Source organism: Streptomyces sp. CBMA29, from assembly GCF_014596445.1.
Taxonomy (GTDB): Bacteria; Actinomycetota; Actinomycetes; order Streptomycetales; family Streptomycetaceae; genus Actinacidiphila.
In genome coordinates, this window is sequence record NZ_MECL01000175.1 from 61,454 (window position 1) to 77,019 (window position 15,566).

Sequence of the window (15,566 nt, forward strand, 5' to 3'; positions counted from 1 at the left end):
CATGTGCGTCGCGCGCTGGCTCAGTTGAGGGTGAACTTCTGCGCGGCGCTGCCGTTGCAGTCGTAGATCTGGAGCCGGGTGCCGTTGACGGTGGCGCTGTTGGGGTCGTTGAGGCAGCGGCCCGACTGCGGGTTGAGCAGCGAGCCGTCGGCCTGCTGCTGCCAGACCTGGCCGCCGACGCCGTTGCAGTCCCACAGCTCGACCTGCGTGTTGTTCGCCGTGCCGTTGCCGTTGATGTCCAGGCAACGGCCGATCGCGCTCAGCGAGCCGTTGGCGTTGTGGTACCAGTGCTGGTCGGCGGCCCAGGACTGGCAGTCCCAGAGCTGCACGGCGGTGCCGTTGACGCCCGTGTCGTCGGCGGCGACGTCCACGCACTTGCCGCCGGGCGCGGGCACCGGGGCGCCGCCCTTGACGGCGAATTTCTGCGCCGCGCTGCCGTTGCAGTCGTAGATCTGAAGCCGGGTGCCGTTCCCGGTGGCGCCGCTCGGCGAGTCGAGGCAGCGGCCCGACTGCGGGTTGAGGAGCGAGCCGTCCGAGCGCTGGATCCACTTCTGGCCGCCGACGCCGTTGCAGTCCCACAGCTCGACCTGCGTGTTGTTCGCCGTGCCGTTGCCGTTGATGTCCAGGCAACGGCCGATCGTGCTCAGCGAGTTGTCGGCGTTGTGCGTCCAGTGCTGGTCCTCGGCGTACGTCTGGCAGTCCCAGAGCTGGATGGCCGCGCCGTTGACGCCGGTGTCGTCGGCGGCGACGTCCACGCACTTGCCGCCGGGGCCGGTGATCGTGCCCTGCGGGCCGTTGGGCACATTGGTCTGGCCCGAGTAGCCGACGGAGACGATGTTCGCCTGGACGGCGTTCTCGGCGGCGTCGGTCGGATAGCCGGCGACCATCACGCCCTCGAAGAAGGTGCCCATGTTGCGGTTGCTGTTGTCACCGCCGGTGCCCAGGATGATGCCGCCTTCCTGGTGCATCGGTTTGTAGCCGCCCCGCGTCGGCAGCGACCCGTTCCACCAGGTCGACAGGCCCCCCGACTGGGAGTCGCCGCCCTTGATGGCGTACGTCGTCTGCCCGTTGTTCTTCAGCACGGCCGTGACGTAGGCGCTCTTGTTGCCCGCGTTGGCCGTGTTGGAGCCGTTGTCGCCCTGGAACATGCCGTTCTCCATGTCGGCCTCGACCCAGGGGCCCGAGCCGTTGCACGGCGCGAAGTAACAGGTGGTGGCGATGCTCACGGCGTCCATGTGGCCGTTGCCGGTGTCGGACGGCGTGCTCTCGGCGTTGCCGTAGTCGAAGCAGCAGTCGGAGCCGACATGGGTGCCGCTGGCGACCATGTAGACGCCCTCGGGCTGGCCGTTGACGGGGACACCGGAGGCCGCGCCGGTGTAGCGGTAGCCGACGCCCGGCGAGATCCAGATGCCGTACACCTTGTGGCCGCCCGCGTGCACCGCGATCTCGCTCGCGTCCGCCCCGCGGTCCGCGCCGCCGGCCGTGCCCGCGGGGCCCGGCAGCAGGTCGTTGTGGCGCGAGGTCTGGTCGTAGACCTTGGAGATGCGGCAGGTGGTGTTGGCACAGAAGATGTCCTGCTGCTCGGCGTTGGCGTAACCGCCCGCGGCCAGCAGCCCGATGTCGGCCTTGGCGCCGTCCGAGGCGCGCGTGACCTGGTACAGCGGGCCGTTGTACGCCGAGAACAGGGCGCGGGTGGTGCTGTGCGCGGCGACGCACGGCGTGCCCGCCGCGCTGTAGAGGTCACAGGGCAGCGAACCGGCGGCCTGCGCGGTGCCCGGCAGGCTGACGAAGGCGCCGAGGACCAGGCCGAGGGTGGCCACGACCGAGGTCAGCAGGGCTTTCCAGCGGGCGGTGTATCTCCTTTTGCGCATGCGGTGCTCCTTGGGGTGGGGGTGGAGCGGAGACGAGCGGTGCCTGCGGGGCCGGGCGGCCCGAGGCGGGCGTGGGGGCCCGGATCGGACGCCTGGGGACGTGACGGGTGCGGGAGGGACGGGAAGAACACGCGGGGTCGACCGGCTCGGAAAGTACGCCCCCTGTTCGACCCCGTCAATATTTGTTGCTTTATTTAGCTTCGGCCGGGCACGACCTGTCCGAATCTGTGGCTCAGGCCGATCTCACGCACCGGTACGCGCCTCCCCCTGCGGCCGAGGGCCCGGCTCCGCGTCCGCAGCCGCAGCCCCAGCCGGGTCCGGGTCCGGGTCGTAGGGATCGTCGGCGAACGCGTCGGCGTCCCGGCCCGCGCCGAGCCGCCCGCTCCACCGGACCGAGAGCGTGTGCGGGACGCGGATCACGTCGAGGACCTTCGCCGCGACGAAGTCGACGAGCTGGCGGACATCGCGCGCGCCCGCGTAGAAGCCGGGGGACGCCGGGAGGATCACCGCGCCCTCCCCCGCGAGGTCGGCCATCTGCTGGAGCGAGACGCGGCGCAGCGGCGTCTCGCGGACCACCATCACCAGCGGTCTGCGCTCCTTGAGCGTGACGTCCGCCGCGCGCTGGATCAGGTCCTTGCTCATGCCGGTGGCGACGCCCGCGACGGCGGCGGTGGTCGCGGGCACGATGACCATCCCCCGGGTCGGATAGGTGCCGCTGGCCGGGCCCGCGGCGAAGTCGTCGGCGCGCCAGACGGTCATGTCGCCGGGGTCGCGCCCGAGGAACGCCTTCATGTCGGTACGCCAGCGCGCCTCGCGGAAGGACTGCCCGGTCTCGTCGACCATCGTCAGCCGGGCGGCGCGGCTGACCACGAGGTCGACGGCCTCACCCGCGTCGAGCAGCCCGCGGATGACGGCCGCGGCGTACGGCGTGCCGCTGGCTCCGGTGATTCCGACGACCCATGGCACCCGTGGTGTGATGTGGTGATCCATGACAGACCCTTCCATGAGTCGCGAGGAGAGCCCGCGAAGTGCCGGGAGAACCCGCGGGCGAGGGCGGGCGGCCGTGAGCGGAGAGGCGGTGCGTGACGCGATGGCGGTCAACGGGGAGGGCCGGGACGCCCAGCGTGCGACCGGCCCGGCGCTGACGGCCGGTGAGCGGGAGATCCTGCGGGTGCTGCGCCGGTCGGAGGACCTGGACAGCGTGGCGGCCCGGATCCTGGTCTCGGTCGGCAGCGCGATCATCGAGGGCCGGCTGAAGCCGGGCGACGACCTCAACTCCGTCGAACTCGCCCGGCAGTTCAGCAGCAGCCGGACCCCGGTGCGCGAGGCGTTGCAGACCCTGGAGCGCGAGGGCCTGGTCGAGATCGCGGCCCGCAAGCGGCCCCGCGTGCGCCGCCTGGGCCTCACCGAGGTCCGGGAGATCTACGAGCTGCGGTCCGAGCTGTACGGGCTGGTGAGCCGCCGGATCATCGCCCACCGCACGGCCGGTGAGATCGAGGTCTTCGACGGCGTCCAGGCCCGTCTTGAGGAGGCCGCGGCGGCCGGGGACCTGGAGCGGTACTTCTGGCTGGTCGTGGACTTCCGCAACACCGAGGCGCGGCTGGCCGGGAACGAGACCGTGCGGGCCGTCCTCGACTCGGTCGGTATCAGGACCCTGCACCTGCGTCACCTCAGCCTCTCCCTGCCGGGCCGCCTCGGCACGTCGGTGGAGGACCACCGCAGGCTGGTGCGCGCGTACGCCGACGGCGAGGCGGAACTGGCCGCCGCGCTCACGCGGTCCATCGTGCTGCGCGGTCTGGCGGCGGTGGAGCGCTCGGGGTGGCCGGGCTCGCCGGACTGACCTGCCGGTCGGTTCCGTTGGTCCCGGCGGTCCCGGCGACCGGGCCGGCGCCGAAGAGCGAGGCCGCGCCCAGTACGGCCGCGCGCCCGGCGGCGTCGGGGCCCGCCGCGTCCAGCGCGCGGACCGGCCGGTCCAGCCGCATCGGGAAGGGGTAGTCGCTGCCCAGGACGACGTGTCCGGGTCCCGCGAAGCCCAGCAGGTGCCGCAGCGCGTCGGTGTCGTGCAGCACCGTGTCGAACCACAGCCGGTCGAGCAGCGCGCGCGGCCCGAGCGTTCCGGCGGCGCGGAAGGCCGGCGGGGCGGCGGTGAAGCCGCGCTCCAGGCGGCCGATCTGGTACGGGACGAAGCCGCCGCCGTGCACCAGCAGGACGCGCAGCCCCGGATGGCGTTCCAGGACGCCGCCGAGGGTGAGGGCCGCGGCGGCGAGGGTCGTCTCCGCCGGGTTGCCGACCAGGATGTGCAGGAAGAGCCGCCGGACCCGCTCGGGCACGTCCAGTTCGGCCGGGTGCACGATGACGGGGACGTCCAGCTCCTCCACCGCGTCCCAGAAGACGTCGAGACCGGCGTCGTCGAGACCGAGGTCGTTGACGCGGGCGCCGATCTGCACCGCCCGGTGGCCGGACTCGGTGACGGCGCGGCGCAACTCGGCCGCCGCCAGGGCGGGTTGCCGCAACGGTACGGCCGCGGCGGCCATGAACCGGCCGGGGTGCGCGGCGGCCAGCGCGGCCAGCGAGTCGTTCTGCACGCGGGCCAGCCAGAGCCCTGCCGGTCCGTCGAGGTCGTAGCCCGCCAAGTCCATCCACGGTGCGACCAGTTGGACGTCGATTCCCGCGGCGTCCATCCAGGCCAGGCGGGCGGCCACGTCGTTGAGCGGCGGGATCAGGGGGAGGCCGCTGGGCCGCCCGTTGACCTCGACGCGAGTGACGCCGCCCGAGCCGTTCGCGGAGGTGATGAGGCGTACGCCGTGCTCGGCGCCCTCCGCCTGGATGCGTTCGACGGCCTCCAGGCCCACGTGGTGCGCGTGCACATCGATCACCGGGGCGGTCCTCGGGGCGCTGCCCGCCGAGCCGGTCTCCGGGGCCGTCATGATCTGGTCCCCGCCGGCGCGCGGTCCAGCAGCTCCGTCAGCGCGTAGGCCACGACCGCCGGATTCTCCAGCGGGGTGAGGTGCCGGGTGCCGGGGACCACGACGGCGGGTCCCTGGCCGATGCGGGCGGCGAGGTCGGCCGCCATCGCGGGCGGGGTCGCCGCGTCGTCCTCGCCGACCAGCACCGTGGCGGGGTACGGGATCGCGGAGGCGGTCCCGCGCAGGTCCGCGGCGCCGAGCATGGCGCAGGTCGCCGCGTACGCCGCGAGGTCGTTGGCGGTGAAGATCCCGCCGAGCCGGGTCATCAACTCCGGTCGCGCGGCGCGGAATTCGTCGCCGAACCAGCGGGTGAGCTGGAAGGGCACGAGCGAGGCCAGGCCCTTGTCACGGGCCGCGGCGGCGCGGTCCGCCCAGTCCTCCGGCGCGGTGGGCCCGTACCAGTCGGTGGTGTCGATGAGGAGCGCGCCGCGCGTGCGGTCCCGGTGGCGGGCGGCGAAGTGCTGCGCGACGCAGCCGCCCATCGAGCAGCCCACGACGACGGCGTCCCGCCAGCCGAGGTGGTCGAGCAGATCGGCGAGGTCGTCCGCGAACTGGCCGGTGCTGTACGGGCCTTGGGGCCGGTCGGAGCGGCCGTGCCCGCGGCAGTCGTACGTCACCATGTCGGCCCGGCCGCGCAGCGCGTCCGTCACCGCGGCCCACAGGGACCGGTCGAGCGCGAGGCTGTGCACGAAGACGACGCGCGGGGCGTCCGGGGCGTTCTGGCCGTTCGGGACCGGGTGCCGGGTGAACGACAAGGTGACGCCGTCCCGTGTCCTGGCCTCGCCCTCGTGGGCGTGGTCGGTGACGGTCATCGGTCCGCTCCTTCCGCGGCGCGCAGCGCCGCTCGTGTGATGGCCCGGCGGGCGAACTCCGCGATCATGTGCGACTTGTAGGCCGCCGAGCCCCGTACGTCGCTGTACGGGCGCACGCTCGCCGCCGCGCGCCGGGCGGCCTCCTCGGCCAGGGCGGCGTCCACCGGTCCCGCGTGGCCGGCGGCGAGGCCGGCCAGGTCGATCAGCACAGGACCGCCCGTCACCGAGCCGACCGCGAGCCTCAGCCCGCGCGACTCCCCCGCGCCGCCGACCCGTACGACCGCCCCCACATTGACGCAGGCGTACTCCCACACCCCGCGCACCAGGAACTTCTCGTACGCGGAGCCGGTCGACTCCCCGGTGCCGTCGTCCCCCGGCAGCGGCAGCCGTACGTCCTGGATCAGCTCGTCGGCGCGCAGGTCGGCGATGTCCGTGACGCGCAGGGTTCTGGTCGACCGGGCGCTGCGGACGGTGAGTTCGGCGCCCGCCGCCGCCAGACCGACGGGCGGGTCGTGGCTGTCGTCCGCGGCGCGGATGTTGCCGCCGAGGGTGACCATGCGGCGGATGCGGGCGGTCGCCACCGAACCGGCCGCCTCGGTCACCACCGGCCACACCCGCGCCAGCCGCGCGTCGGCCCCGACCGCTTCGAGCCGCACCCCCGCGCCGATCGTGACGTGCCGCTCCGACCAGGTGACGGCGGCCAGTTCGGGGAGTGCGGCCACCGACACCAGGGTGTCAGGCCGCGACGGGTGCCGGTCGTGGCGGCGCAGGGTGTGCGCCACGCCGCCGCCGAGCACCGCCGCGCCGTCCGCGGCGAGCAGGCCGAGCGCCTCGTCGAGGGTCCGCGGGATCAGCACCCTGACCTGCGGGCGGTCGTACGCGGCGGGCGCGGGTCCGCTGTCGAGCGTCGTCATCGCTGGTCGCCTTCCTCCGTGCGGGCCCCGGCGTCCGCCCCAGCCGGTGAGCCGGCGTCCGGGCCGCCCGCCTTCCCGAGGTCCTCGGCTCCGGTCCGCATGCCCCAGAAGATCTTCTCCGCCGTGATCGGCAGTTCGTGGACGCGGACGCCCACCGCGTCCGCGACCGCGCTCGCCACGACGGACGGGACCGGGTCGAGCGCGATCTCGCCCACGCCCTTGGCGCCGAAGGGCCCGGTGGGTTCGTAGGAGTCGGCGAATTCGATGTGGAGCTTCGGCATGAACCCGGCGGTGGGGAGCTTGTAGTCCATGAAGGTGGGGCGGGTCGGGGCGCCGTCGTGCCAGTCGAAGCGTTCGGTGAGGGCCATGCCGAGGCCCTGGGCGATGGCGCCCTCCACCTGGCCCTGCGCGAGCGGCGGGTTGAGGACGGTGCCGCAGTCGACGGCCGCCGCGAGTTCGAGTACGGTCACGGCGCCGGTCGCCGGATCGACCTCGACCTCGGCGGCTTCCGCGACGAAGTTGTACGCGCCCGACTCGTTGCCGTACCGGAGGCCGTCGGGGAACTCCGAGGGGTTGTCGAAGGAGCCGAGCCCGACGATCGGTTCGCCGCCGGGCCGGTACAACTCGGCGCGGACGACCGCCCCGACGGGCTCGCGGATCCGACCGCCGTCGCCGTCACCGCTTCCGGGGGCGGCGGCGGGCGCGTGCACCATGCCGTCCTCGACCCACAACTCTGACGCGGGACGTCCGAGTTGGCGGGATGCGGCGTCCAGCAGCCGGACGCACGCCTGCTCCGCCGCACGCTTGACCGCGTTGCCCGCCACGTATGTGACGCGGCTGGCGAGCGCGCCCAGGGCGTGTGTGGTGAGGTCGGTGTCGGGGCGGGTGACGCTGATGTCGGCGACGGGCAGGCCGAGTTCGGCGGCGGCGATCTGGGCGAGGGTGGTACGGGCGCCGGTGCCGATCTCGCCCTCGCCGACGATGACGGTGGCGCGGCCGTCCTCGGTGAGCCGGACGATCGCGGAGCTGCCGTCGTAGTCGCCGAAGCTGCGGCGGCCCGAGACGTGGACGCTGACGCCCATCGCGAGACCGCGGCCCGGCGTGGGGCGGGCGCGCTTGTCGTACCAGCCGATGGCCCGAGCGGCGCGCCGGATGCACTGCTTCAGTTCGCAGCTTCCGATGCGGTGGTTGTGCGGGGAGACGCTGCCCGCCTCGACGGCGTTGAGCAGGAACAGGTCGGGCACCTCGATGCCCAGTTCGGTGGCGGCGAGGTCCCATGCCTGCCCCACGGCCCAGTCGGCGGAGGGGTTGCCGAAGCCGCGGAAGGCCCCGGTGGGCACGAGGTTGGTGTAGACGAGGCGTGAACGGGCGCGGACCGCGCGGTAGTTGAACAGCGCGTCGTGCCGTACGGTCGCGGCGCCGAGCACGGCCTGCGCCTTGCCGGTGTAGGCACCGTTGTCCGCGACGAGGTCGATGTCCTTGGCCGTGACCAGTCCGTCCGAGGTGAAGCCGAGGCGGACGTGGTAGCGCATCGGGATGCGGGGGCGGCTGGCCAGGAACTCCTCTTCGCGGGTGTTGACGAGCTGTACCGGGCGGCCGGTGGCGCGGGCGAGGATCGCGCAGATCACCGAGGTGTTGTCGTCGCCCGACTTGCCGCCGAAGCCGCCGCCGACCTCGGTCTGGACGACGCGGACGGCCCGCAGCGGCAGGCCGAGCGCGGTCGCGTACCGCTGTCTGGCCAGAAACGGTGTCTGGGTGTTGACCCACATCGTGACCCGGTCCCGCGACCACTCGGCGGTGCAGCCGATGGTCTCGATGGAGGCGTGCCACTGACGGGCGCTCTGCCAGACGCCCTCGACCACGACGTCGCTGCGGTCGAACCAGGCGTCGGCGCCGCCGCGGTCGAAGGCGAATTCGTGCGCGAGGTTGCCGGGCGCGTCGTCGTGCACCAGGGGCGCGCCGTCGGCGAGCGCCGCGTCCAGGTCCAGGACGGCGGGCAGCACGTCGTACTCGACGGTGATCAACTCCGCGGCGCGGCGGGCGGTTTCGGGATCGACGGCGGCGACGGCCGCGACCTCGTCGCCGACGTAGCGGACCCGGCCGACGGCCAGCGGGTACAGGTCGGGGCGGAAGGCGCCCCACTTGACGTGGGCGGTGTCGGCGCCGGTGACGACGGCGTGGACGCCGGGCAGCCGCCGCGCGCGGGTCGTGTCGACGGCCAGCACGCGGGCGTTGGCGTGCGGGGAGCGGACCACGGCGCCGTGCAGCATCCGGGAGATCCGGATGTCGCCCGCGTAGGCGGCCTTGCCGGTGACCTTCTCCACCGCGTCGATCCGCTCGACGGCGCTGCCGATCAGCGGGGGCAGGACGGCGCGCTCCAACGGCGTTGCGGTGGCGGGCAGTTCGGTGGTCGACATCAGCGGGCCTCCCCGTCGTGGGCGCCCGTGGACCGCGCGGCCCCGCCGGGGGCGTCCGCCGCGGTGCGGGTCTCGCGGGCCTCGCGGGCCTTGTGGAGGGCGACCGCCTCGACAGCGGAGTCCACGATCTTCACATAGCCCGTGCAGCGGCAGTAGTTGCCGTCGACCGTGTCGCGCAGGGCGGCCTCGCCGGGATCGGGGTCCCGGTCGAGCAGCGCGCGCAGCGCCATCACATGGCCGGGTGTGCAGAAGCCGCACTGGAGTCCGGCGCACGTCACGAAGGCGGTCTGCACCGGGTCGAGGCCGTCGGGGCCGCTCAGGTCCTCGATGGTGCGGACCTCGCGGCCGTCGAGCAGGCCGGCCATCTGGAGGCAGGCCGGGACCGCCTCACCGTCCACGATGACCGTGCAGGCACCGCAATAGCCGATGGCGCAGCCGGACTTGGTGCCGGTCAGACCGAGGTCGTCGCGCAGCACGTCGAGCAGCGTCGCGGTCGGGTCCTGGACGTGGATCTCGACGTCCTCGTGGTTGAGCGTGAAGCGCAGCGGGACCGCCATGGCCTTCCCTCGTGTCGGTGTCATGTCCGGTCACGCGTCCGGCCCGAGCGTTCGACCGCCGCGAGTGCGCCGGGGACCAGTGGCTGGGCGAGGGCGGCGGCGAGATCGGCGTCCCGGTCCTCTGGCGAGGACCGGCCCGGCTGTCACCTGGCACCTCCCAGGATGTCCGGCCAGCGGCGTATCACGTGGTCGACCAGTTCCCTGCTGGCCTCCGCGACCCGCGGGAAGTCCTTGAGCCGGGTCCAGGGGCGGCAGGCGTCGATCACGGCGCGGGTGTTGAACGGCGGCAGGCCGGGTGCGCGCAGCGGGTCGACCCTGCTCCCCCACGTCTGCCGCATCGTCTCGATGTCGTCGGCGGGGTCGGTGCGGGTGCAGACCGCCCACATCACGTCGTTGAGGCTGCGCGGGTCGACGTCGGCGTCCACGACGACCACGAATTTGTTCATGTACGCGGCCTGCGGGAGCTGCGAGGTGAGGTAGCCCGCCTGCCGGGCGTGACCCGCGTAGTTCTGGTGGATCGACACGGCGAGCAACTGCCGTCCGCCGCCGACCTCGTGGGCCCAGACGCCCTCGACACCGGGCAGTCCCGACCGCACCAGCGCGTCCTGGATCATCGCGGACTTCATCACGCTGCGCATGTACGAGTAGTCGTGCGGCGGCTTGCCGGGAGGGGCACCGAGCAGGATCGGGTCGTGGCGGTGGTAGATCCGCTCGACGTCCATGGTGAGCACGGCCTCGGTGCCGCCGCTGTAGTAGCCGGTCCACTCGCCGAACGGCCCTTCCTGCTCCCGGCGTTCGGGATACAGCCAGCCCTCGACGGCGATTTCGGCGGTCGCGGGGATCGGCAGCCCGGTGACCTCGCCGCGGATCACCTCGACGGGGCGGCCCAACACGGCCCCCGCGTACTCCAGTTCCGACAGTCCTGTGGGCACCTCGGTGCCCGCGACGACCAGCAGCAGCGGGTCGTGGCCGAGCGAGGCGGTGACCGGTGCCCGGCCCTCGCGGGCGAACCACTCGCGGACGTGCGCGGCGCCGTGCTTGCCCGCCTCCATGTTGATGCTCGCCGCCCGCCCGCCGTTCTGCACCTGCATGCGGTACGCGCCCGCGTTGAGGACGCCGGTGGCCGGGTCGGTGGTGAAGACGGCGCAGCCGGTGCCGATGTACCGGCCGCCGTCGTTCTCGTGCCATTTCGGCACGGGGAAGGCGAGCAGGTCGGCGTCGGCCGCGGTGATCACGTTCTCGGTGACGGGGCCCCGGTCGACGACCTCGACGGGGTACTTCCCGGCGTTCTCCACCCACTCGTTGGGGCGGGTGCGCAGCGCCTCGACCAGCCCGCGGTCGTCCAGGCCGGTGCCGAGCCGCAGGGTCATGCCGAGCCTGCGGGCGTTGGCCATGCTGGCGGTGAGCACCCGCTGGCCGGGCCGGTAGCCCTCGATGTCGTCGAAGAGCAGCGCGGGCGGCGAGGGGCGCTTGTAGTTGACCTCGGACGCGGCGCCGATCTCCTTGTCCCAGTGCGCGCCGGAGATGGTGCGGACCTCACCGAGTTCCCCGGCCAGTTCGAGCCAGGTCCTCAGGTCGTTGACGTCGTCGAGGGACCTCACGCCACTCGCCTCCTGTTTTCTCATGTGTAGTGCGACGCGATGAAGGACGAAGAAGTCGTAAGGGTATGCGGCGAGTTGCCTGTCACCGTTGCCGCTGCGCCTGAGGATGCGCGGGTCCCTCCTCTTCCAGGTGACCGAGCACCGCGTTTCCCGCGAAGTGTCGACACTCAACGTCAGGACCCGATTGAAGCAGTGCGGATACTTCCTGTCCAGGGATCAGCGACCCGCTCCCACACGGTGAAGTGTCGACACTTTTGGTGAATCTGGCCGAAGTCTTGTCATGGCCTCGCACGGCTCCTAACGTGTCGCCGCGAAGAAATTTGCTCGACTCTGTTCAGTTCCGTTGAGTCAAAGCGTCGAAATGCCAGCGATCCGCACACGATCAGTTCCACGGCGCGCATCCGCGGACCTCCGGTCCGCCTCGCCCACCCCGCGAGCAGAGGATTCTCCATGCCACGACTCGTCCGCAGGCTGCTCGCCTGCGCCACCGCCTGCACCCTGTGGGGCGGCGCCCTCGCGGGCGCGGCCGTCACGGCCGGTGCGGTGGTCACCGCCACCCCCGCCGCCGCACTCGACAACAGCCTCGCCCGTACGCCCCCGATGGGCTTCAACGACTGGAACGCCTTCGGCTGCGACGTCAGCCAGGCGCTGATCGAGCAGACCGCCGACTACCTGGTCAGCTCCGGACTGAAGAGCGCCGGATACACCTACGTCAACATCGACGACTGCTGGATGACGCACACCCGCGACGCCGACGGCCGCCTGGTCCCCGACCCGGTGAAGTTCCCCGACGGCATCAAGGGCACCGCCGACTACGTGCACAGCAAGGGGCTCAAGCTCGGCATCTACGAGGACGCGGGCACCGCGACCTGCGCCGGGTACCCGGGCAGCCTCGGCCACGAGACGACGGACGCGCGGACCTTCGCGGACTGGGGTGTGGACTACCTCAAGTACGACAACTGCAACAACACCAGCGACGGCACCCGCGAGGACTACGTCAGGCGGTACACCGCGATGCGCGACGCGCTGGCCGCCACCGGCCGCCCGATCGTGTACTCGCTGTGCGAGTGGGGTGTGCAGAACCCGTGGGAGTGGGCCGGTGACGTCGGCAACTCATGGCGCACCACGGACGACATCAGCGACAACTGGACGAGCATGCTGTCCATCGCGAAGGACAACATGCCGCTGGCGCCCTACGCGGGCCCCGGCCGCTGGAACGACCCCGACATGCTGGAGGTCGGCAACGGCGGCATGACCGACACCGAGTACCGCACGCACTTCTCGCTCTGGTCGATGATGAACTCGCCGCTGCTGATCGGCACCGACCTGCGCAAGGCGACCCCGCAGACGCTGGCGATCCTCGGCAACAAGGACGTCATCGCCCTCGACCAGGACTCGCTCGGCAGCCAGGCCACCGTGGTCTCCTCCGACGGCGGCCGGTACGTGCTCAGCAAGAAGCTCGCCAACGGCGAGCGGGCGGTGGCGCTGTTCAACTCGGGCGACCAGGCGCAGCGGATCTCCACCACCGCGCAGGCCGCGGGGCTGCCCAAGCGCGGCAACTACTCCGTACGCGACCTGTGGTCGCACACCGACTACCAGAGCGCGGGCGGCCTGTCCGCGACCGTGCCCGCGCACGGCACCGTCCTGCTGCGGGTCGGCACCGACCCGCGCGCGGTCCTCGCGCCGCCGCTGTTCGACACCGGGGTCACCGGACCCGACCACATCGAGCCGGGCCACAGCGCGACCGTGTCCACGTACGCCACCGACCTGGGCTCGCTGCCCGCCGCGACGGTGAAGGTACGGCTGACCGGCCCCGACGGCTGGACGGTCCGCGCGACCGGCGCCACCGGCAGCCTGCTGCTGCCCGGTGGCAGGACGCTCACCACACCGTGGACGGTCACCGTGCCCGCCGACGCGCAGCCCGGCGCGTATCCGGTCACCGGCACGGTCAGCTACCGCAATCTGGTCAACGGCCGAACCGTCACGGTGCCGTTGGTCGGCAGCGTGGCCGTCAAGGTGCCGCCGCCCGCGGGGACCAGCTACCTCAGCGACCTGCCCTGGACGACGTCGAGCAACGGGTGGGGCCCGGTCGAACGCGACCGCAGCAACGGTGAGACCGGGGCGGACGACGGCAATCCGATCACGCTCGGCGGGACCGTCTACACCAAGGGCCTCGGGGTGCACGCGCCGAGCGACATCGCCTACTACCTCGGCGGCATCTGCTCCACGGTGACGGCGACGGTCGGCGTGGACGACGAGAAGAACGGCAAGGGCACGGTCCGCTTCACGGTCGTCGCGGACGGCACGACGGTCGCCGACAGCGGCGTGGTCACCAACGCCATGGGCGGCAAGGCGCTCACGGCCGACGTGACCGGCGCGCAGAATGTGCGGCTCGTCGTGGACGACGGCGGCGACGGCAACGACAGCGACCACGCGGACTGGGCGGACGCGAAGCTCATCTGCTCCTGACCGCCCACGACCCGGGGCGGCGGCGCGTATCCCTCCCACGCGCCGCCGCCCCCGGCGCATGTCAGTCCGTACGGTGCCGGGCCCTGGCCAACGCCACCGCGCCCGCCACCGGAGGGACGTCCAGCAGGCGCAGGGTCAGCGAAGGATGTACGGCGGCGAGCCGGGCGCGCAAGGCGTCGGCGAGCCGCGGCTGGCGCACGACGACGCTGCCCGCGGCCACCACCGTGTCCCCGACCGCGCCCCGGCCGACCAGCCGGGTGACCAGCAGCGCCAACTGCCGGCCCGCCTCGTCGACCACCGCGGCGGCGAGCGCGGAGCCCGCGTCGGCGGCGCGGAAGACGGCGGGCGCGGCCGGGCCCCAATGGCCGGGCGTAGGTTGGTCGTTGACGGTACGGGCGAGCGTCTGCGGGTCCGGGTCGCCGAAGTGGCCGAGCAGCGCCGCGAGCAGTCCGTCGTCGGCCCGCCCGGCGTCGTACGCGGCCAGCGCCGATCTGACGGCGTCCCTGACGATCGCGGGCGCACCGCCCTCGTCGCCCAGCACGCCCGCGGCGTCGGCGCCGACGCCGATCGAGCCGGTGCCCGCGATGACGCCGATGCCGGTGTCGAGACCGGCCGCGGGCACCAGCAGCGCCGCGTCGTTGACCACGGCGGCGGGTACGCCGAGGGCTTCGACGGCCGCCGCCAGGTGCGCGCAGTGCCGCTGGGTGTCGCAGCCCTGCGCGCCGATCCCGACGGCGGCGATCTCGTCGCCCTCGGGCACCGCGCGGGTCAGCCGTTCCAGCAGCCAGCGCGCGGCGGTGTCGACCGGCGCCGCCTCCCAGCCGTCGGCCGGCAGCGTGCGGTCAGCGCGTGGCGGCGCCGCCGGGTCGTCCAGCGGCGCCACGCGGACGGCGAGTTTGGTGCCGCCCACGTCGGCGCCGACAACGACTTTCATACGCCCGGCCGTTCGGCCGCGACCTTGATGTCGGAGTTGTGGAACACAAATTCCTCCACCTCGACTCCCCTGACCTCGGCGACCGCTTCGACGAGGATCTGTGTGACCAGGATTTCGATGATCGCACGCTGCGCGGCCGGGAGGCGCGGCACGGTCACGGGGTGCAGCAGCGGGCCGCCCCGGACGGGCTCGCTGGTGACGAGGACGACCCGGTGGCCGGAGTACGCCAGGGTCTCGGCGACGGCGAGTTCGCGGGTGTCGCCGAAGATGACGTGCACCCCGCCGCCCGCCGACTCCATCGAACCGTGCAGATACTGCCGGGTGCTCATGCCGGTCGACGGGATTCTGGCAACCTCCCGGAAGAGCAGGGCGCTCGCTTCCGCCGAGCCGACCGCGGGCCCGGTGCCGACGAAGTCCGCGGAGGTCGCGGACGCGAACAGCGGTGCCAGCGCGCGCAGTTGGGGTGTCAGGACGCGCTCGGTACGGGCGAAGACCTCGCCGAGGCGGGCCCAGCCGTCGTCGATCCGGCCGCCGTCCCAGGCGTCGGCGAGGAGGCCGAGCGCGGCGACGGTCGCGGTGTAGCCGATGGTCGACGCGTAGCTGTCGGGGATGCTGCCGAGGCCGAGCACACCGCTGGCGAGGTTCGCGATCGGCGACGGCACGACGTTGACCACCGCGAACCGTAGCGCCGGGTCGACGGAGTCCAGGACCGCGAGCGTCTCCGCGCTGCGTCCGCTCTGCGAGACGCCGACCACCGGGTGGGCGCTGGCGGGGAAGGGCAGCGGGTGGTCGCCCGCACCGAGCCGCCAGGAGTGGACGCCGCGGCTGCGCAGCGCCCAGACCGGCGCGCACGCGGCGGCCAGGCTGGCGCCGATGCCGACGAAGACCGGTCCGGGCCCCGACAGCCGGCCCGCCGCCGCCGACGCCGTGACCGCGCCGGTCAGCCGGGTGACCGCGGCGGCGAGGGCCTCCGCCTGGGTCGCGCGGGCCGCCGCGTAGGCGATGAAGCCGTCGGTCATTTCTGC

Annotated in this window: 12 protein-coding genes; 2 read left to right on the forward strand and 10 right to left on the reverse strand. The window is 73.1% G+C overall.

Going from position 1 to position 15,566, the window contains the following annotated elements; all coding sequences use genetic code 11:
* Positions 1-20: 20 nt before the first annotated feature.
* Both BGM09_RS22940 and BGM09_RS22945 read right to left on the reverse strand, forming a co-directional pair.
* Positions 21-1,871 carry an arabinofuranosidase catalytic domain-containing protein gene (locus BGM09_RS22940; protein WP_188283556.1) on the reverse strand — a complete coding sequence of 617 codons (1,851 nt, stop codon included), beginning with the start codon at positions 1,869-1,871 and terminating at the stop codon, positions 21-23.
* A gap of 243 nt (positions 1,872-2,114) precedes the next feature.
* Positions 2,115-2,861: a UbiX family flavin prenyltransferase gene (locus BGM09_RS22945; RefSeq protein WP_188283557.1), complete on the reverse strand. Its 747-nt coding sequence runs from the start codon at positions 2,859-2,861 to the stop codon at positions 2,115-2,117.
* Positions 2,862-2,949: 88 nt separating this feature from the next.
* Between BGM09_RS22945 and BGM09_RS22950 the strand changes: the two genes are divergently transcribed.
* Positions 2,950-3,711: a GntR family transcriptional regulator gene (locus BGM09_RS22950; RefSeq protein ID WP_317452847.1), complete on the forward strand. Its 762-nt coding sequence runs from the start codon at positions 2,950-2,952 to the stop codon at positions 3,709-3,711.
* Here the strand turns inward: BGM09_RS22950 and BGM09_RS22955 are convergent.
* The 6 genes from BGM09_RS22955 to BGM09_RS22980 all read right to left on the reverse strand — a co-directional run bounded on the left by BGM09_RS22955 (position 3,641) and on the right by BGM09_RS22980 (position 11,138).
* Positions 3,641-4,798 carry an amidohydrolase family protein gene (locus BGM09_RS22955; RefSeq protein ID WP_188283558.1) on the reverse strand — a complete coding sequence of 386 codons (1,158 nt, stop codon included), beginning with the start codon at positions 4,796-4,798 and terminating at the stop codon, positions 3,641-3,643. The two genes, BGM09_RS22950 and BGM09_RS22955, sit on opposite strands and share 71 nt — an antisense overlap.
* Entirely contained in the window at positions 4,795-5,649 is an 855-nt protein-coding gene (locus BGM09_RS22960) for an alpha/beta fold hydrolase (RefSeq protein ID WP_188283559.1), read from the reverse strand. The genes BGM09_RS22955 and BGM09_RS22960 overlap by 4 nt, the downstream gene beginning before the upstream one ends.
* Entirely contained in the window at positions 5,646-6,563 is a 918-nt protein-coding gene (locus BGM09_RS22965) for an FAD binding domain-containing protein (RefSeq protein ID WP_188283560.1), read from the reverse strand. The genes BGM09_RS22960 and BGM09_RS22965 overlap by 4 nt, the downstream gene beginning before the upstream one ends.
* A complete protein-coding gene (locus BGM09_RS22970) occupies positions 6,560-8,980 on the reverse strand; it encodes a xanthine dehydrogenase family protein molybdopterin-binding subunit (protein WP_188283561.1) in 2,421 nt (806 codons plus the stop codon). Before BGM09_RS22970 ends, BGM09_RS22965 begins: the two co-directional genes overlap by 4 nt.
* Entirely contained in the window at positions 8,980-9,537 is a 558-nt protein-coding gene (locus BGM09_RS22975; RefSeq protein WP_188283562.1) for a (2Fe-2S)-binding protein, read from the reverse strand. Before BGM09_RS22975 ends, BGM09_RS22970 begins: the two co-directional genes overlap by 1 nt.
* A gap of 143 nt (positions 9,538-9,680) precedes the next feature.
* On the reverse strand, positions 9,681-11,138 hold the full coding sequence (locus tag BGM09_RS22980; protein WP_317452848.1) for a UbiD family decarboxylase: 1,458 nt from the start codon (positions 11,136-11,138) through the stop codon (positions 9,681-9,683).
* 450 nt (positions 11,139-11,588) lie between these two features.
* On the opposite strand from BGM09_RS22980, the gene BGM09_RS22985 reads away from it, so the two are divergent.
* Entirely contained in the window at positions 11,589-13,607 is a 2,019-nt protein-coding gene (locus BGM09_RS22985; protein ID WP_188283564.1) for an NPCBM/NEW2 domain-containing protein, read from the forward strand.
* A gap of 61 nt (positions 13,608-13,668) precedes the next feature.
* On the opposite strand, the gene BGM09_RS22990 is transcribed toward BGM09_RS22985, so the two are convergent.
* Both BGM09_RS22990 and BGM09_RS22995 read right to left on the reverse strand, forming a co-directional pair.
* Complete coding sequence (locus BGM09_RS22990) at positions 13,669-14,541, reverse strand: BadF/BadG/BcrA/BcrD ATPase family protein (RefSeq protein ID WP_188283565.1); 873 nt, start codon at positions 14,539-14,541, stop codon at positions 13,669-13,671.
* Positions 14,538-15,566, reverse strand: a 1,029-nt coding sequence (locus BGM09_RS22995) for an SIS domain-containing protein (protein WP_223187453.1), incomplete at its 5' end; no start/stop codon positions are given. The genes BGM09_RS22995 and BGM09_RS22990, both read right to left, overlap by 4 nt.